This is a genomic window from Nostoc sp. LEGE 12454 (assembly GCF_056620565.1).
The window spans coordinates 43,638-61,167 of record NZ_JBWQXL010000037.1; the positions used below are offsets into that span (position 1 = coordinate 43,638).

At 42.6% G+C, this 17,530-nt stretch carries 14 protein-coding genes and 1 other RNA gene; 10 read left to right on the plus strand and 5 right to left on the minus strand.

The genetic code is table 11. From position 1 onward, the window contains the following. Nucleotides 1-11 precede the first annotated feature (11 nt). The 5 genes from AC1F2U_RS26625 (at nt 12) to AC1F2U_RS26645 (ending at nt 6,364) form a co-directional block, all read left to right on the plus strand. On the plus strand, nt 12-833 hold the full coding sequence (locus tag AC1F2U_RS26625) for a carbohydrate ABC transporter permease (protein ID WP_322645705.1): 822 nt from the start codon (nt 12-14) through the stop codon (nt 831-833). 123 nt (nt 834-956) lie between these two features. Then, nucleotides 957-2,114 (plus strand): ABC transporter ATP-binding protein, encoded by a 1,158-nt coding sequence (locus AC1F2U_RS26630; protein WP_322673058.1) that lies wholly within the window; start codon nt 957-959, stop codon nt 2,112-2,114. Further along, nucleotides 2,071-3,570, plus strand: a complete 1,500-nt coding sequence (locus tag AC1F2U_RS26635) for a mannitol dehydrogenase family protein (protein ID WP_480263833.1) — start codon at nt 2,071-2,073, stop codon at nt 3,568-3,570. Before AC1F2U_RS26630 ends, AC1F2U_RS26635 begins: the two co-directional genes overlap by 44 nt. Before the next feature lie 552 nt (nt 3,571-4,122). Continuing rightward, nucleotides 4,123-5,589 carry a xylulokinase gene (gene xylB / locus AC1F2U_RS26640; RefSeq protein WP_480263834.1) on the plus strand — a complete coding sequence of 489 codons (1,467 nt, stop codon included), beginning with the start codon at nt 4,123-4,125 and terminating at the stop codon, nt 5,587-5,589. Nucleotides 5,590-5,641: 52 nt separating this feature from the next. Further along, nucleotides 5,642-6,364 carry a gamma-glutamylcyclotransferase gene (locus AC1F2U_RS26645; protein ID WP_480263835.1) on the plus strand — a complete coding sequence of 241 codons (723 nt, stop codon included), beginning with the start codon at nt 5,642-5,644 and terminating at the stop codon, nt 6,362-6,364. Here the strand turns inward: AC1F2U_RS26645 and AC1F2U_RS26650 are convergent. From AC1F2U_RS26650 to AC1F2U_RS26665, 4 genes are all read right to left on the minus strand, one after another. Further along, nucleotides 6,342-7,181, minus strand: a complete 840-nt coding sequence (locus AC1F2U_RS26650; RefSeq protein WP_480263837.1) for a class I SAM-dependent methyltransferase — start codon at nt 7,179-7,181, stop codon at nt 6,342-6,344. The genes AC1F2U_RS26645 and AC1F2U_RS26650 overlap by 23 nt on opposite strands. Next, nucleotides 7,165-7,554 carry a DUF120 domain-containing protein gene (locus AC1F2U_RS26655; RefSeq protein WP_480263839.1) on the minus strand — a complete coding sequence of 130 codons (390 nt, stop codon included), beginning with the start codon at nt 7,552-7,554 and terminating at the stop codon, nt 7,165-7,167. The genes AC1F2U_RS26650 and AC1F2U_RS26655 overlap by 17 nt, the downstream gene beginning before the upstream one ends. Nucleotides 7,555-7,674: 120 nt before the next feature. Continuing rightward, the gene (locus AC1F2U_RS26660) at nt 7,675-8,283 is read right to left on the minus strand and encodes a TetR/AcrR family transcriptional regulator (protein WP_480263840.1); all 609 of its coding nucleotides are present in this window, start codon (nt 8,281-8,283) and stop codon (nt 7,675-7,677) included. Nucleotides 8,284-8,396: 113 nt separating this feature from the next. Beyond that, the gene (locus tag AC1F2U_RS26665) at nt 8,397-8,900 is read right to left on the minus strand and encodes a GNAT family N-acetyltransferase (RefSeq protein ID WP_480263841.1); all 504 of its coding nucleotides are present in this window, start codon (nt 8,898-8,900) and stop codon (nt 8,397-8,399) included. Between the two features lie 510 nt (nt 8,901-9,410). On the opposite strand from AC1F2U_RS26665, the gene AC1F2U_RS26670 reads away from it, so the two are divergent. Then, on the plus strand, nt 9,411-9,896 hold the full coding sequence (locus AC1F2U_RS26670; protein WP_334844780.1) for a protein tyrosine phosphatase family protein: 486 nt from the start codon (nt 9,411-9,413) through the stop codon (nt 9,894-9,896). 234 nt (nt 9,897-10,130) lie between these two features. Here AC1F2U_RS26670 and AC1F2U_RS26675 read toward each other — a convergent pair whose 3' ends face one another. Beyond that, nucleotides 10,131-10,454 carry a slr1957 family protein gene (locus tag AC1F2U_RS26675; RefSeq protein ID WP_334895484.1) on the minus strand — a complete coding sequence of 108 codons (324 nt, stop codon included), beginning with the start codon at nt 10,452-10,454 and terminating at the stop codon, nt 10,131-10,133. Nucleotides 10,455-11,187: 733 nt separating this feature from the next. Here AC1F2U_RS26675 and AC1F2U_RS26680 point away from each other — a divergent pair. The 4 genes from AC1F2U_RS26680 (at nt 11,188) to AC1F2U_RS26695 (ending at nt 17,437) form a co-directional block, all read left to right on the plus strand. After that, nucleotides 11,188-11,712 carry a pentapeptide repeat-containing protein gene (locus AC1F2U_RS26680; protein WP_480263842.1) on the plus strand — a complete coding sequence of 175 codons (525 nt, stop codon included), beginning with the start codon at nt 11,188-11,190 and terminating at the stop codon, nt 11,710-11,712. Continuing rightward, complete coding sequence (locus tag AC1F2U_RS26685; protein ID WP_480263845.1) at nt 11,709-12,875, plus strand: 5-(carboxyamino)imidazole ribonucleotide synthase; 1,167 nt, start codon at nt 11,709-11,711, stop codon at nt 12,873-12,875. The genes AC1F2U_RS26680 and AC1F2U_RS26685 overlap by 4 nt, the downstream gene beginning before the upstream one ends. A 60-nt stretch (nt 12,876-12,935) precedes the next feature. After that, a non-coding RNA gene (gene ssrS / locus AC1F2U_RS26690) (6S RNA) lies at nt 12,936-13,119 on the plus strand. A gap of 136 nt (nt 13,120-13,255) precedes the next feature. Continuing rightward, complete coding sequence (locus AC1F2U_RS26695) at nt 13,256-17,437, plus strand: ATP-binding protein (protein ID WP_480263844.1); 4,182 nt, start codon at nt 13,256-13,258, stop codon at nt 17,435-17,437. Nucleotides 17,438-17,530: the final 93 nt, after the last annotated feature.

Consider the following 17,530-nt stretch of genomic DNA (forward strand, 5'->3'; position numbering starts at 1 on the left):
GAATTAGCATTATGGCACGTAAAACCTCAAAGATTTGGCTATGGACATTGCTTGGCTGGCTTGCCGCTTGCATCTTGTTTTTCCCAATTTTCTGGATGTTTCTCACCAGTTTCAAAACTGAAGTCGCGGCAGTATCAACTCCCCCTCAGTTGTTTTTCCGCCCGACATTGGAGAATTATATTGCCATCCAAGACCGGGCAAATTATTTCAATTATGCATTTAACAGCGTAGCGATTTCTCTTGGATCGACTATAGTCGCGCTGCTGCTTGCCGTACCTGCTGCCTACGCAATGGCATTCTTCCCAACCAAACGTACCAAGGGTACTTTACTCTGGATGCTGTCCACCAAAATGCTGCCACCTGTTGGTGTGCTAGTACCAATCTACATTTTGTGTCGCAACGCCGGATTGCTGGATACTCACATCGGTTTGATTATTATTTATACCCTGATTAATTTGCCAATCGTCGTTTGGATGATTTACAGCTTCTTCAAAGAAGTTCCCAAAGAAATTCTCGAAGCCGATCGCATGGATGGAGCAACCACACAGCAAGAACTTGTGCATGTGTTATTGCCATTAGCAGTACCCGGAATTGCATCTACTGCCTTGCTTTCAATTATTTTGTCATGGAACGAAGCATTTTGGAGCTTGAACTTGACAACGGCAGATGCCGCACCACTTACAGCCTTTATTGCTTCCTTTTCCAGCCCTCAAGGATTATTTTGGGCAAAACTTTCAGCAGCATCAACATTAGCGATCGCACCCATCCTCATCTTCGGTTGGTTAAGTCAACGGCAATTAGTCCGGGGTCTGACTTTTGGTGCGGTGAAGTAGGAGGCAGGAGGCAGGAGGCAGGAGGCAGAAGGCAGGAGGTATTAAAACAAACTCTTGTGTTCCTCGTTGCACCTCTACGTCTGTGCGTGAGAAAAAACTTAAACTCATTAATGGAAACAACTTATGTCAACAGTTGCTTTAAGAAATATCCATAAAACCTACGCTGACACAGAGATTATCAAAGGCATCGATCTCGACGTGGGCGATCGCGAATTCGTCGTCTTCGTCGGCCCCTCCGGCTGTGGAAAATCAACCTTACTCCGGATGATTGCCGGACTAGAAGAAATTTCCTCCGGCGATTTACTCATTGATGGACAAAAAGTTAATGATGTGCCACCCGATAAACGTGGTTTAGCAATGGTGTTTCAAACCTACGCCTTATATCCCCACATGACAGTGGCAGAAAATATGGCGTTTAGCCTTCGACTTGCGGGTATGCAGAAAGCCCAGCGTTATGAAAGAGCGCGTGAAGTCGCCCGTATCCTGCAACTGGAGCCACTTTTGAACCGGAAACCCAAAGAACTATCAGGAGGACAACGGCAACGGGTAGCGATCGGTCGTGCTTTGGTGCGTAATCCCAAAGTATTTTTGTTTGATGAGCCACTGTCCAACCTGGATGCTTCCTTGCGGGTGCAGATGCGGATCGAGCTTGCCAGTTTACACGACAGCCTGCAAGCCACCATGATTTATGTTACCCACGATCAAGTTGAGGCAATGACCCTTGCCGACAAAATTGTGGTGTTGCAGGGCGGTATTATCGAACAAATGGGTTCTCCCCTGGAACTGTACCACCATCCCCGCAATCTATTCGTTGCCGGATTTATTGGTTCACCGAAAATGAACTTTATTTCGGTGACAGTTTCAGCCGTCAATGACTCTGGGGCAACAGTCAGACTTCCTGGTGACGCAAGCGTAACGATTCCGGTGAAGCCCAAAACCCTCTCAGTTGGGGATAGAGCAACATTAGGGATTCGTCCCGAACATCTGCGGCTCGATCGCAATAACCCAAGCGTGAATGGTGAAGTATTAGTCGTAGAACGATTAGGCGGAGAAACCTTTCTCTACATCAAGATTGCGGGTGGCGAAACCATAGTTGTGCAAACAGACGGAGATAATCCAGCCAACATGCACGATTACGTTCCGATTTACATTAACGGTGAGCTTTGCCATTTGTTCGATCGCGACGGTGAAGCCATCCCCAAAGTTCATCGTCACCACTTAACCCAGAATGAATCCCATGAACAGCAATATCAGCACAGACTCAGCAATCAAGCTGAATGAAGCATCTCTGTCTCATTTAGGCAATAACGTTCGCGTACCCAATTACGATCGCCATCAAATTACTAACGGTATTGTTCATATCGGTGTGGGTGGGTTCCATCGCGCACATCAAGCATTATACCTGGATAACTACTTTCATCAAAATCCCGGTAGTGAATGGGGAATCTGTGGAGTTGGGCTACTAGAATTCGATAAACGGATGCGGGATGCACTGAAATTACAAGATTCTTTGTATACCTTAGTTGAAAGATCCCCAGAAGGCGATCGCGCTCGTGTGATTGGAGCAATTACAGAATATCTGTTTGCCCCAGATAACCGCCAAGCTGTGATTGACACCTTGGCAGATCCCAAATGCCGCATTGTTACCCTCACGATTACCGAAGGTGGCTACTACTATATTGAAGGTAGCGGTGAATTCGATGCCAATCACCCAACAATCCAGTACGATTTGCAGCATCCCGACGAACCAATTGGAGTATATGGCTTTTTGACAGCAGCCCTTAATCGCCGTCGTCAACAAGGAATCGCACCGTTTACTGTGTTGTCCTGCGACAATCTCCAAGGTAACGGCAACATTGCCCGCAAAATGTTAACCGCATTTGCCCAAATGCAAAACCCAAAATTGGGACATTGGGTTGCTGAACAGGTGGCCTTTCCCAACTGTATGGTCGATCGCATTACTCCCGCCACAACCCCAGCAGATATCAAAATGGTGGCGGAACAGTTTAACATCGATGATGCCTTTCCAGTTGTTGCTGAACCATTTCTTCAGTGGGTAGTCGAAGACAATTTCAGCGCAGGTAGACCCGATTGGGAATCAGTTGGCGTTCAGATGACCAGTGATGTTCATCCCTACGAGATGATGAAAATCCGGTTGCTCAACGCCAGCCACTTGTTGATTGGCTATCTTGGCTCCTTGGCAGGTTATACATACGTCCATGAAGTCATGGCAGATCCATTGATTCGGCAAGCTGTCGATCGTTTGATGGCAGAAGTTACGCCCACACTTCAACCTGTACCGGGGATTGATTTAGATAATTATAAAAAAACCTTAATTGAACGCTTTGCCAATCCTAAGATTCGGGATCAACTGCCGCGTCTTTGCCTCAATAGCTCCGCTAAAATGCCAAAATTTGTTTTAGGGTCAGTTCGTGATGCGCTGCAACAAGGAGGGGCAATTGAATACATGAGCCTAACGGTTGCTGCTTGGTTCCGTTACCTCAATGGAAACGATGATCGAGGTAACTCTATTCCTATTGATGACCCAATAGCAGGAACTCTAACGCAACTAGCTGGTACCAGTGGCTCAGATCCTAAACCATTGCTCAACCTAACTGAAATTTTTGGCGAGCTATCGCAGTCGTCGCCTTTTGTTGAGTCAGTTACGAACCATTTACGCAGATTTTATGAGTTTGGAGCGAAAGAAACATTAGTTAAATTATTACAGAAAACTTAACCAGAGAGTGAAAGCTGTAACATTTGAAGGCGGAAGTTTAATTTCCGCCTTCTGACCTTGAAAATTTGGAGGGGCAATTAATATCATGTTCGCTTGATTACTTATTAAACACGAAGAACCCCACCCTTAATCCTCTCCCCTTGCAAAGGCTACTGTGTACACACAAGAATTTTAAAGTTGCTATGTAACGCCGGGTGGGTTAATTTTTGCAGGTCGATGCAATAGAGTTGCAAGTCAATGCAATAGAGTTGCAGGTCGATGCAATTAAGTTACAAGTCAATGCAATAGAGTTGCAGGTCGATGCAATAGAGTTGCAGGTCAAGAGAATTGTCTGTACACCATAGCCTTGCTAAGGAGAGGGGAAGACAAAGCGTAGCTTTGGCGGGGTGGGGTGCAATGACTCTAGGAAGCATAACACCAATTCTCCAAAATAAGGCAACAGATGTAAATCATGAAAGTCTTGCTGCATCTAAGTTTCTTAATTGCGTTAGCGGAGCGGGGCGTTAGCCCATTGCGAATTGCGAATTGGTATAACTATTATCCGAACTTGATATGACTGACATCGCAGTTGGCTTAGACTTGGGTACAGGGGGAGTACGAGCGATCGCAGTTGACCTACAAGGGCAAATTATCGCTCAGTCAACCAGAAGCTATCCCCTGTTAACTCCACAACCTGGTTGGACGGAACAGAATTCATCGGATTGGGTTGAAGCAAGTTTGGATGCTCTGTTCGATGTTACTCAACAGCTAAACGGACATCGGGCGATCGCCCTCGGTTTGTCTGGACAAATGCATGGTATGGTTCCTCTCGACGCCCAAGGCAAAGCGATTAGACCGGCAATTTTATGGAATGACCAGCGCACAGGTAAAGCTGTTGTTGAGATTGAAGCCACGATTCCCCGTCAGGAGTTGATCCAGCGCACTGGAAATCCGGCAATTACAGGATTTCAACTACCAAAGCTCTTATGGTTACGGACTGAAGAACCACTTGCATACACTCGGTTATGGCAGATTCTTTTGCCCAAAGATTATCTGGGATATGTGTTAACAGGCGAAGCAGTAACGGAACCATCAGATGCCTCTGGTGTCGGCTGTTTGAATTTGGCGAATCGGCAATGGGATACAGATATTCTCCATGCTCTCGATATCAATCCCGCATTATTCCCTCCGGTAATCGAATCTACCGCGATCGCTGGACGGCTAAAATCAGAAATAGCCGCCCGCGCGGGATTACCTGTGGGATTACCTGTAATCGCAGGCGGAGGTGATAACGCCGCAGCCGCCATCGGTTTGGGCATCTCATCAAGTAACCTAAAGCGAGGTAGTTTGAGTATTGGCACATCGGGAGTGATCTTTGCACCGTGCGATCGCCCAATTCCCGATCCCGAAGGTCGGGTGCATTTGTTCTGCCATGTGGATGGTGGCTATCATCTGCTGGGAGTGACGCTAGCAGCAGGTGGTTCTCTGCGTTGGTATCGAGATACATTTGCCTCGCATATACCCTACACCGATTTAATGGATATGGCAGAGCGATCGCAGCCTGGGGCGCGCGGTGTGCTATTTCTACCCCACCTTGCAGGAGAACGAAGCCCCCACCTCGATCCAGATACTCGTGGTGCTTTCGTGAATTTGTCATTAGCTCATACACAAGCAGATATAACTCGTGCTGTGCTGGAGGGAGTTGCATTTAGCTTGCGGTCAGCATTGGAAGTAATTAGTGCGATCGCTCCCCTCGATCAACTCTTAGCAACGGGTGGAGGCGCACGTTCTCACATCTGGTTGCAAATTTTGGCAGATGTTTTGCAAATCAAACTCATTGCCCCCAAAGCTGAAGAAGGAGCTGCTTACGGAGCTGCTATTTTGGCAATGGTGGGGATTGGTATTTATCCGAATTTAGAAGCTGCACTCAACATTTTATCGCAGGATGCTAATGTAGTACAGCCGCAGCCAAATCCTTTGTATGAAGCAGGGTTTAAGCGCTACAAGCTACTTTACGATACATTGAAAGCTGTTCGTTGAGAATTCAGTTACCCTGAATTACTGAAGATTTACAGAAAAAATAATCTACATTATGTCACTCAGTCGTAGCGACCTCGAAGCCGGAAACATACAGACGAGACTATTAGAAGCATCACACTCTGGAATCAAGCTAACTACCTTGAGCGAAGATGAGTTACAGCGATCGCTCGATGAAACACTACAACAGCAGCCACCAAATTCTGATATCTGGATATTTGCCTACGGTTCGCTGATTTGGAATCCCCTGATCGCATACGTCGAGCGCCGTGCTGGGATCGTTTATGGTTGGCATCGGTGCTTCTGTACATGGATGATCCTCGGTCGCGGTACACCAGATAATCCCGGATTACTCTTAGGACTCGATCGGGGCGGTAGCTGTCGTGGAGTTATTTATCGCATTGCAGCTGCCGATGTCCCATCTGAATTACTGCTGATTTGGCGACGAGAGATGTTACCTGGTGTCTACATTGCTCGTTGGGTGAAGGTATTTGACGGTACGCAGGAATTCCCAGCGATCGCTTTTGTTGCCAATCGCCAACATCCCAGGTACGCTCATCAAATACCATTAACAACCATTGTTAATAGCATTGCCACCGCTTCGGGAAAATTGGGTTCCTGCGCTGATTATCTGATCAAAACAGTGGAGGGATTAATCGCAGAAGGCATTAAAGATAGACAATTACTCTGGTTACATAAACAAGTACTGGCAAAACAACAAGCGCTTTTAGTTAGTAGCGATCGCTCTATACCGCCTATTTCCGGGCAACAGCCATGATGTGAGCGCTCATCCCCAGTATAGAGGGTTCGGTTTCTAACCAACGAATTGCTTCTAAAAGGCGATCGCGGCGACCTACATCATTCCAGTGTTCCTGAAAGTTTTGTAATAACCAGCCTGGCCCTTCAATCGCTAAAACATTTTCAGAATGTAAACCCGCTTCTTCAACCTCTGCTCTAAGTTCTTCTGGATGATGAAAGAAGGTTTTTGTAAAGTAGCGAGGATGGTTGTTTGGGTTGCGGTGTTGACCATCAATCAAATCCTGTTTAACAATCTCTACAAACTCTGGATCGTCTAAATGTCCCCAAAATAATCCATCTAAAGTTGAAGCAAAGCGAGAAACTCCCGCAGCGAAAACAAAACCTCCAGTTTTTAAGATCCGATGAGCTTCACGCAAAGCAATAATCCGATCTGTGCGCTCGGTCAGATGATACAAAGGCCCAAGTAACAGAACAGCATCAACGCTATTATCCGCCCGATTCACTTGCCGAGCATCTCCAACTGCCAAACTAGCTAAAGGATATTCCGGTTGAGTTTGAGACAAATGTCGGGCTTGCTCTATGTGCAAAGGAACCGCATCAATGAGATGGACTTCATAGCCTTGTTGAGCAAGCCAAAAAGAATAAACGCCAGCGCCACCGCCAACATCGAAAATCACTGCGGGAGGAGGCGGTAGGTAGCGGCTAATAAGTTCTTGACTTCGGGCTAATTCCAGCAAACCTGCACCTTTTGATAACCGGTCTTGCTCTCGACCACTCGCGTAATGGATTAACGCTTCATCTCCAAGCAGATTGTTTAATTCAGATAAATCTGACATCGTGAATCTCAACTTCAATCAAATCATTATCTTTAAGGTTATATAACTCCCGAAGTTTCACATCGCAAGCTATCTCAATAATTGTTTTTGGATGATCTCCACTTTCAGTATTATTTTTATCTGTTCTTAAGATAAAAGCATCTCTGCCAAATATTTTACAGGTAACAATGCTCACAGAAACAGTCCCTCCATATTCTTCCTTTTCCAGACGTATGACATTTTTTGGGACATGGTAAGGTCGATCTAACTGAATATTTAAAGTTCCAGGGAAGAATTTCATTCCGGTTTTTCTCAAGTAATATTCTTGGAGTTTCTCAATCCAGTAAGAAAAGTTTCCTAAACCACTGACAACCTTACCTTTTAAGATTCTCATATATCTTTATGTATATAAATAAGCTGGTATTTATATCGGTTTAACTTAAAGAAAAATTCAAACTTCAGAAACAATAATTTGTGTCTAACTGTTTCCCCTTTCTGCCTATTTGTATCAACCTTAAAGGGGAATAGTACTGATACCGCGCACAAAAATATCTACACAGGTTTCGATATAGTCCTCACAGCTATAGTTGCTGGAATTGAATTTTGCACTGCGGCATAGCATTCCAGCTAACAGCATTCCTGTGAACATATCTACAGCCGGAAATGGATCGAGGTCTGCTCTGACAGTGCCTCGTTTCTGACTCGATTGCAGGTAAGCTACCAGTTTTTCCGCTAAGGGCTTGGCAGCTTCTTGAATCACTTGTTTGGCTGCCTCTGGATGACGTTTGGCTTCTCCAATGAAGGTACGAATTAAGTCTTCCTGCGTCTCTAGCATAGTATTGTAAAGATGGGCATACTGTTTTAAATCAATTTTTAGATCCTGTGTCCACGCTTCGGGGTGTGCAAGGGCTTCTGTCTGGAGCGCCAAAGCATTTTTCATTACTGCTCCCAAAAGTTGTTCTTTGCTAGCAAAGTGGCGAAATAAAGTCACCTCATTCACACCAGCAACACGAGCTATTTCACGGGTAGTTGCTCCTTGAACACCTAAACTGGCAAATACCTGCAAGGCGGCTTCTATCAAACGTGTACGGGTGAGAGTTGATGAACGGATAGTTTTATGCATTTATACTGGCAAGTACTTACTTTCATCATAGATTATGTAGAAAAAGTGGTGATAATTTGGGGAAAATAGTGTTGATGCCAACATTTTTAAAATTATTGAAAATATTTACCTTCTCAAATTGATTTTAGTGTGGTAGCTAATGTTTTACTCATTTTAGTAACTGGAACAACTATCCCACTTCTTAAATAATGAGGTGCTTTTTGAATGGCCGTAAATCCTAGTCGTAAATAAAACCCTTCAGCATAAAGACTAGCAGTTGTAATTACCTTATCTATACCTTGCTCAGTTGCTTCATCGCAAAAATGTTGAACTAAAGCACGTCCAATACCTTTACCTTGATATTTAGGGTGGACATACAGCCCGATTAGTTCATCAACAATGAAACTAGCAAAACCAATAACAACATCTCCCTCGATCGCAACCCAGCAAGTTTCCACTTTCATACTCTTCAAGATATTTGAACCATCAGGTTTATCGCGGTAATTGCGCCAAGCTAAAAGTTCTTTTTGGGTGTAGAAAGTTGGAGGTAGAGCTTTGATAGCAGCAATATGAATTGCACTCAGCACCCACGCATCTGTTTCTTGGGCAGGTCGAAGAGATATTTCGTTAGCGCTCATAGGTTCAGGGCTGGCATTCTGATTACAAGAGGAGGCAGGGGGCAGAAGGCAGTGTTTCGACTACGCTCAACAACCAGGCAGGTGGTAACAGAGCGTAGTCGAAGTGAGGCAGGAGGCAGGAGGAAAGCAGTATGAATGAAAACTTTAGTTCTGGGTCATTTGCCCAGTTTAAAAAGAAGAATTGTTCTATTTATACACTTGTTCGCGAAAATCTCAATCCAATTGCTCTCCCAACTTGCCCAATAGTATAACTCCTGAAATATAAACTACGGTAATTTTATCGTTAAAAAGTATAATAAGCTTTAATTACCACTAATTCTATCGGTAAACCGTATATTATGGATAAAGCAATAAAATAACCAACTTCAAAAGACAAATTTTGAAGTAATCAAGCAATATCTTGTGATATTTGGCTAATTTTGTTGTGTTTATTTTGAATATCTTCTCAAAGCTTTTTCTTTTAGAGTATTTAGCAAGCTGGAAGACATTAGAAAGTTAGAAGGAGTGAATGTGATCAACGCCATACAAATTAACGAAAACTTGACAACAACAGGACAAGTCATACCAAAACAGCTTGAGCAAGCTATTCAAGAGGGTTTTAAGTCTGTTCTCAATTTGCGATCGCCTGATGAACTAGGATTTTCTAAGGATGAGCAAAAAGTAGCGGAAGCATTGGGGCTGTATTATCAAAATGTTCCACTCAAGGTGGATCTAAAAAATTTGAATGAAGAGGTGATTACCAAAATCCTCACGACACTCGAACAAATCCCAAAACCAGCAGTTGTGCATTGTGCCGCCGGGATGCGATCGACTGGAATTGCGCTGTTGAGTATCGCTATCCAGGAAGGATTAACACCAGAGGAAACCTTAGCAAAAGCAAGAAATCTCGGCTTTGGATTCTTTGAACACGCTGGCGTTAGTCCCCGATTGAAGCAATTATTTGTGGACTACGTTAACAAACACGCGAAGGTAGCTTTACCCGCTGGCTGCTCTTAGATATTAGTTATTTCTAATTGTTATGTCCTAATAGACTAGAAGGCTGCTATACAAATCATTGAAGAAGAATTCAGAATTCAGAAGTTAGGATAGCTAAGGTTTAGCCCATTCTGACTTACCTCGACTGCGCTCGGCGACCACCTGACTCCTGAATTCTTTCTTCTTAAAAATTAAAAACTGCTCTTGCTGAAGTAGACAAGAGCAGTTTTTAATAGCAAAGCCCAACATAAAAATTTAGGCATCTTCAAGTTCAAATTGAGCCACCGTAACGGCGTTAAAAGCGAAAGCTAAAACTAATGGCATTGGCGACTGAAACCAAAAGGTAAAAATAACAGCTAGGATTGTGCCAGTTACTGCGGACATTGACCACAATCGTTCTTCAAAAGTCAATCCTTTTTCGGCTTTAATCACTCTAAGAACATGAACTGGAATTGGTTCCGGCATTACCCCACCCGGAGGGAAAGCCCAGAAGTTGTTACGTCGCTCAACAAATAAATCTGTCCAGCCATTTTCTTGGCACCATGCCTCAATCCATTGAAGTGAGTAATGATTCATCATCGGGTTTCAGAGTTCGGTTTGTAGAAGTTTTGTGCTTGGTGAATGTAAACTCTTGGAGATTCCTGAAGAACTAACTAATCGCTATAAAGTTAACGCTAATTATCGATCTTTAAGCTTTGTTAAGCAATTGAGACGCATATAATTACGACTCAAACCTTGCTTTCATTAATTAAAAGACTAACAGTTCATGGGCGCTGTTGAATTTAAAAGACAACAAACTTTACTTGAAAAAGGGAAAGTCAAGAATTGTAAATAACTCCATGAGTATTACTGCTCAAAAAAAACTTTTTATATCTTGAAAATTTAAATCTACAAATGAATAATTGTAAATAAGTCAACAAGCATAGGCCATAGGAAACATTGCTTTATTCAGCTAAATTATTCCTTTAGAGTTAGGAATTTCAAGTTTTATCTTCATCAAGAGTGATAGATTATGCTCCACGTCTCTATTTTGCTAAAGCTTGCTTGATGTGAGAAATAATTTATACTCAGTCATTGCGATCGCTATTGTATTTAATAAATATTGTTCTGAATATCTAATTTTAGTGCGATCGCCGATTGCCACTCTCTACCTCAAGTAGCAGGGATAATTTTGCGAAAGTAAGAAGTTTATGCTCTTTTTGCGTTACAAAATATTAAGCAACGGAAATACACGTTTTCCAAGTCCAGTAGCAAGGCTGCGAGTCTCAATTAGTACGATCCAGTCTTGCTAATATTCAAGTGCGGTAATTAAATGCGGCGATTATACACTAAATTGGCTCTCAATATATTTTGGCGGCAAACACTAGCATTCCTTCTCGGAATTATTATCTGGTGTGTGGCCGATCCAGCAGTGGCAGTAGACTGGACTCATCCACTGTCATTTAGCAATGCAGAGCTATCAAGACGTGATTTTTCTGGTGAAAGCTTGCAAGCTGCGGAGTTTTCTAACGCCAATATGGAATTGGCTAACTTTACAAATGCTGACTTACGGGGAGCAGTCATGAGCGCTTCGGTGATGACAAAAGCAAATCTCCACGGAGCGGATTTAACGAATGCAATGGTCGATCAGGTAAACTTGACTAAGGCAGATTTGAGCGATGCAGTTTTCAAAGAAGCTCTTTTGCTCCGCGCCATATTTAATGATGTAAATATAGACGGTGCAGATTTTACAGATGCAATTTTGGATAGAGCGCAAATTAAAGAACTGTGCGAAAAAGCCAGTGGTGTGAATTCCAAAACAGGCGTGCAAACTCGTGATTCTCTAGGATGTCAATGAAGCGTGTTGGTGTAATTGGTGGCGGACAGCTAGCCTGGATGATGGCGGATGCAGCACAGAAGCTGGGCGTAGAATTAATAGTACAAACTCCAAGCGTTCACGACCCGGCTGTGTCAATCGCTCAGGAAACTATTTTCGCGCCAGTTGATGATGCAAGTGCTACGGAAATATTAGCTCAAAAATGCGATGTTATCACCTTTGAAAACGAATTTGTTAACCTACAAGCTTTATCTGGTTTAGCACAGCAAGGCGTTTGTTTCCGTCCCAAATTAGAAGCTTTAGCTCCTCTTTTAGATAAATATCATCAGCGTTGCTATTTACGCGACTTGGGCTTACCAGTTCCTCAATTTTTCGCCCTTGACGAGGTGGAAAATCTCAAATCAAAAATCGAATATCTAGATTTTCCAGTAGTTTTGAAATCCCGGCGTCATGGTTATGACGGTCAAGGTACTTTCATAATTCAGGATTTTGCTACTTTAGAGCAAAAGCTAAGTCATGAAAGCACAACAAATACTTTAAATCAATCACTTTTCTTGGTAGAAGAATTTGTCCCCTTTGAAAGAGAATTAGCAATAATTGCAGCTCGTTCTGTGGAGGGAGAAATTGTCACTTACCCAGTAGTGGAAACCCAACAAGAACAACAAGTGTGTCGGCGAGTGATTGCGCCAGCAGAGATTACGCCTAATCAGGTAGCAGAAATCCAAGCGATCGCACATACTCTATTAAATAGCCTAGAAGTCGTAGGCATTTTTGGAATTGAGCTATTCCTGAGTGCTGATGGCAAAGTTTTGGTAAATGAAATTGCACCCCGTACCCACAATTCTGGGCATTTTTCCCTTGACGCTTGTGAAACTTCGCAGTTTGAGCAGCACCTGAGAGCAGTTTGTGGTTTACCTTTAGGAAATCCGGCTTTGCAGTATGCTGGTGCTGTAATGGTCAACTTACTGGGGTATGAAAATTCTCACAGCGACTACCAAAGCCAGCGTCAACAAATAGCAGAAATTTCCCAAGCGCACGTTCACTGGTATGGAAAGACAGAATCACGTCCTGGGCGGAAGTTAGGGCATGTTACCGTTTTACTGGATAATCACGATACAGAATTGGCAGGTGCATACGCCAACAACATCGCCCACAGCATAGAATCTATCTGGTATCCCAGGTAAATAGATCGGAAAGTTTCGATATTGAACACACAACATCTTTTGAAAAGCTATAATGAGTGAGTTGCACTACGACGTTGGTGACTGCCATCAAGTTTTTTGATCTATGCCTTTAATGACAAGGGAGTCAACTGTTCTCGTGGCAGTATACCGGGCATGTACCCGGAAACTTTAAACGAGGAATTTAGGTTCCCACCTGGATAAACCCAGGTCATAAACTTAGGTAAAACGGCGTCGCGGTGAACTTAAAATTATTAGCTCCCAAAGTCAGTTAGAATTTGGGAGCTTTAATTATTTCAATCAATTTAAAATAAGTTAACTGACAGTAAAGATTGCTATGTTTTTGGGAAACCTAGATATTGAGGTCTCAAGAATTAAGCCGTATGGTCAGCATTCCCGGATATCAAGTTAGCAAAGAACTCTACAACGGTTCTCGAACCTTGGTTTATCGCGCTAATCGAGAAACTGACCAAAAATGTGTGGTGATTAAGCTGATGAAAACTGCTTATCCCAGCTTCAGCGAATTGGTACAGTTTCGCAACCAGTTCACCATTGCCAAAAATTTGAATCTACCTGGAATCATCCAAACCTATAGTCTGGAATCCTATCAGAATGGCTATGTGTTAGTGATGGAAGACTTTGGGGGAATTTCTCTAAAGCAGTGGCAAGACAGAGGAGAGAATAGGAAAATAGGGGAAACACCACAAGCTCTCATTGAGTTTTTAGAAATTGCGATCGCACTGTGTAATGCATTAGATATTCTAATTCGTTATCGGATCGTTCACAAAGATATTAAACCTGCCAATATTTTAATTCATCCAGAAACTAAAGAAGTTAAGTTAATTGACTTTAGTATTGCATCTTTATTGCCACGAGAAACTCAAAGCCTCATGAGTCCTAATGTATTAGAAGGGACACTTGGCTATTTGTCTCCAGAGCAAACTGGACGAATGAATCGGGGGATTGATTACCGGACTGATTTTTATTCTCTGGGTGTAACTTTTTACGAATTACTAACAGGGCAATTACCATTTCAATCGCACGACCCGATGGAATTGGTACATTGTCATATTGCCAAACTTCCGCCTTTAGTGCATGAGATTAATCCACAAATTGCGCCTGTACTCTCATCTATTGTTAGCAAACTGATGGCAAAAAATGCCGAAGACCGCTATCAGAGTGCATTTGGGCTGAAATATGATTTAGAAAATTGTTTACACCAGCTAAAAGAAACGGGGGAAATTGCAAGTTTCTCAGTTGCTCAACGGGATGTGTGCGATCGCTTCATTATCCCAGAAAAACTCTATGGGCGCGAGCATGAAGTTGAAACTCTGCTGAAAGCATTTGAACGCGTTACCAACAATCAGACGGAATTAATGCTAGTGGCTGGTTTTTCTGGTATTGGTAAAACTGCTTTAGTTAACGAGGTTCACAAACCTATTGTCCGGCAACGGGGCTACTTCATCAAAGGCAAATTTGACCAATTTAATCGAAATATTCCCTTTTCTGCTTTTGTGCAGGCATTTCGAGACTTAATGGGGCAATTACTGAGTGAAAGTGATGTCCAATTGTCAACTTGGAAAAGTAAAATTTTACAAGTGCTGGGAGATGAGGGGCAAGTTATTCTTGAGGTAATTCCCGAACTACAACAAATTATTGGTCAACAACCACCTGCAACAGAACTTTCACAGAGTGCAGCCCAGAATCGCTTCAATTTACTCTTCCAAAAGTTCATTCAGGTATTCACCACAAAAGAACATCCATTAGTAATTTTTCTCGATGATTTGCAGTGGGCTGATTCTGCATCACTCAAATTGATGCAATTGTTGATGAGCGAATCAGGAAGTGGATATTTACTTTTAATTGCGGCTTATCGAGACAATGAAGTATCTACAGCACATCAGTTGATGTTGACTTTAGCGGAGATTGGCAAAACTAATGCAACAATTAACAGCATTACTTTAGCTCCGTTAAGTCAAGCTAGTGTAAATCAATTGGTGGTTGATACGTTGAGTTGTTCAGGTGAAATTGCCCAACCACTAACGCAACTTGTATATCAAAAAACTCAGGGAAACCCATTTTTTGCAACGCAATTCATCAAAGTATTATATGAAGATAGACTGATTACTTTTAATTCCGATCGAGGGTACTGGCAATGCGATATTGTTGCTGTGAAAGCACTTGCTCTTACTGATGATGTGGTAGAGTTCGTAGCGCTACAGTTGCAGAAGTTGCCAGCAGCAACGCAAAATGTGTTGAAATTAGCTGCGTGTATTGGCAACTCTTTTGATTTGCTAACCTTAGCAATTGTTTCTGAACAATCGGAAACCGAAACCGCAGCATTTTTATGGAAATCTTTGCAAGAAGGGTTAGTTTTACCTACTACTGAAGTTTATAAATTCTTTCAAGATAGCGGACACAATTCTGACTCCAACCCCTTCAACGCCAATTTCCAAACCCCTACCTACAAATTTTTACACGACCGCGTGCAGCAAGCTGCCTATTCTCTGATTCCAGGTGAAGAGAAACAATTTACACATCTTAAAATTGGTCAATTACTCTTGCAAAATACCTCTGAATCACAGCAAGAGGAACGAATTTTTGAGATTGTCAGTCAGTTAAATCGAGGAATATTGTTAATCACCCAACCGACTGAACGTCAACAATTAGCTCAGTTAAATCTGAATGCTGGTCGAAAAGCAAAAGAAGCTACCGCTTATAGTGCAGCAATTCATTACTTATATTCTGGAATGCAGCTGCTACCGATTAATAGTTGGGAAATCGCCTACGAATTGACTAGAAGTTTATACGAAGAAGCTGCGGAAGCTGCTTTTCTTAACAATGAATTTGAGCAGATGGAATCTCTGATTCAGGTTGTCATCGAACAAACAACCACCTTACTAGATAGAGTGAAAGTTTATGAAGTGCAACTCCAAGCTTATCAGGTGCGGAATCAATCATTCAAAGCGATCGCAACTGGACGCGAACTTCTGGCTCAACTTGGGGTAACATTACCTGAATCAGTAACACCTCCAGACATTCAGCAATATGTAGTCAACACGCTCTCTACTTTGGCAGGCAGAAGTATTCAGGGCTTAGTTGATTTGCCATTGATGAACGATCCCAAAGCTTTGGTTGCTTTGCGGATTATGGCTAGCATTGCTCCCGCCATCCACCAAACTGCCCCTTATCTGTTCCCAATTATTGCTTGCGAAGAGGTGAATTTATCTCTTAAATACGGTAATGCACCACTTTCTGCACCAGGATATGCAGATTTTGGAATTGTACTTAATATTTGTAACCAAATCGAGTCAGGCTACGAATTTGGCCAGCTAGCTTTAATGCTTGTGGATAGATTTCAAGCAAAATCTGTTCAAAGCATGACTCTATTTAAGGTGGGTGCATTAAATCAATTTAATAAACAACATGTTCGCACCTCAATTAGTTTATTACAGGAATCCCATAGTCTTGGATTAGAAACAGGCGATTTTTTTCATGTGCTGGCATCGATGATTTTCAAGTTATTCTATGTCTATTTAAGTGGCACAGAAGTTTTGGAAGTCTTGCTAACAGATATCAAAGCCTACAAGTCTAATTTTGTCCAAAATCAGCGTTTATTAAATTGGTCTAACATAGTCTGCCAAAGTATTAACAATTTAACCGAATCTAGCGATAATCTAGAGCGCTTCATTGGTGAAGATTATCAAGAAGAACAACTATTATCTGCGCTCATTAAAGAAAATGACGAATTAACACTCCATATATTTTTCTTAAGTAAATTAACACTCAATTATTTGTTTGAGAATTTTCCGGCAGCAGTTGAGAATGGAAATCAGGGAGAGCCATACCTCAACGGTGGCGCAGGAATGCTATCTGTGCTTGTTTTCTACTACTACGATTCTTTATCTCGGCTGGCTGTCTATCCAACGGCTGAACCATCTCAACAAGAGCAATTACTCTTAAAGGTTGGCGAAAATCAGGAAAAATTGCAGTTTCGAGCCAACTTTGCACCGATGAATTTTCAGCACAAATTTGATTTAGTGGAAGCAGAACGCCATCGGGTTTTAGGCGAAAAAATAGCAGCAATAGAATTGTACGATCGCGCCATAACTCTAGCGAAAGAAAACCAATATATCCAAGAAGAAGCCCTAAGTAATGAACTAGCTGCCAAGTTCTACCTCGACTGGGGCAAAGAAAAAATCGCCCAAGTTTATATGCAAGAAGCTTATTACTGCTATGCTCGTTGGGGTGCTAAAGCCAAAACTGAGGATTTAGAAAAACGCTATCCTCAACTCCTGGCTCCCATCTTACAAGGGCAGCATCATCGCTTTCAATTGAGTTCAACCGTCGATGCATCATCATTTCCACATCAAACCATCCACACAAATCTTTCTAGCAGCAGTATTTCGGAAGCCCTCGATTTTGCCACCATCTTTAAAGCCGCACAAATTCTCTCCAGTGAAATTCAATTAGAGCAATTGCTCACTACTCTTTTGCAAGTAGTAATGGAAAATGCTGGGGCACAAAAAGCCCCTAGCTATCTAATTGGTGTTGTTTGCAGGTAAACTGAAAAACACCTACCAGCAGACATTCCTCCGTGATAGTAAAGTTACCTAGCCACCGCCCACAAAGACATTTCCCGGATGCCAAACGAATAA

Coding starts and splice junctions, on each gene's coding strand:
- AC1F2U_RS26630 (WP_322673058.1), top strand. CDS start 957: ATGTCAACAGTTGCTTTAAGAAATATCCATAAAACCTACGCTGACACA.
- AC1F2U_RS26695 (WP_480263844.1), top strand. CDS start 13,256: ATGGTCAGCATTCCCGGATATCAAGTTAGCAAAGAACTCTACAACGGT.
- AC1F2U_RS26645 (WP_480263835.1), top strand. CDS start 5,642: ATGTCACTCAGTCGTAGCGACCTCGAAGCCGGAAACATACAGACGAGA.
- AC1F2U_RS26685 (WP_480263845.1), top strand. CDS start 11,709: ATGAAGCGTGTTGGTGTAATTGGTGGCGGACAGCTAGCCTGGATGATG.
- AC1F2U_RS26625 (WP_322645705.1), top strand. CDS start 12: ATGGCACGTAAAACCTCAAAGATTTGGCTATGGACATTGCTTGGCTGG.
- AC1F2U_RS26675 (WP_334895484.1), bottom strand. CDS start 10,454: ATGATGAATCATTACTCACTTCAATGGATTGAGGCATGGTGCCAAGAA.
- AC1F2U_RS26655 (WP_480263839.1), bottom strand. CDS start 7,554: ATGAGAATCTTAAAAGGTAAGGTTGTCAGTGGTTTAGGAAACTTTTCT.
- AC1F2U_RS26680 (WP_480263842.1), top strand. CDS start 11,188: ATGCGGCGATTATACACTAAATTGGCTCTCAATATATTTTGGCGGCAA.
- AC1F2U_RS26635 (WP_480263833.1), top strand. CDS start 2,071: ATGAACAGCAATATCAGCACAGACTCAGCAATCAAGCTGAATGAAGCA.
- AC1F2U_RS26660 (WP_480263840.1), bottom strand. CDS start 8,283: ATGCATAAAACTATCCGTTCATCAACTCTCACCCGTACACGTTTGATA.
- AC1F2U_RS26650 (WP_480263837.1), bottom strand. CDS start 7,181: ATGTCAGATTTATCTGAATTAAACAATCTGCTTGGAGATGAAGCGTTA.
- xylB (WP_480263834.1), top strand. CDS start 4,123: ATGACTGACATCGCAGTTGGCTTAGACTTGGGTACAGGGGGAGTACGA.
- AC1F2U_RS26665 (WP_480263841.1), bottom strand. CDS start 8,900: ATGAGCGCTAACGAAATATCTCTTCGACCTGCCCAAGAAACAGATGCG.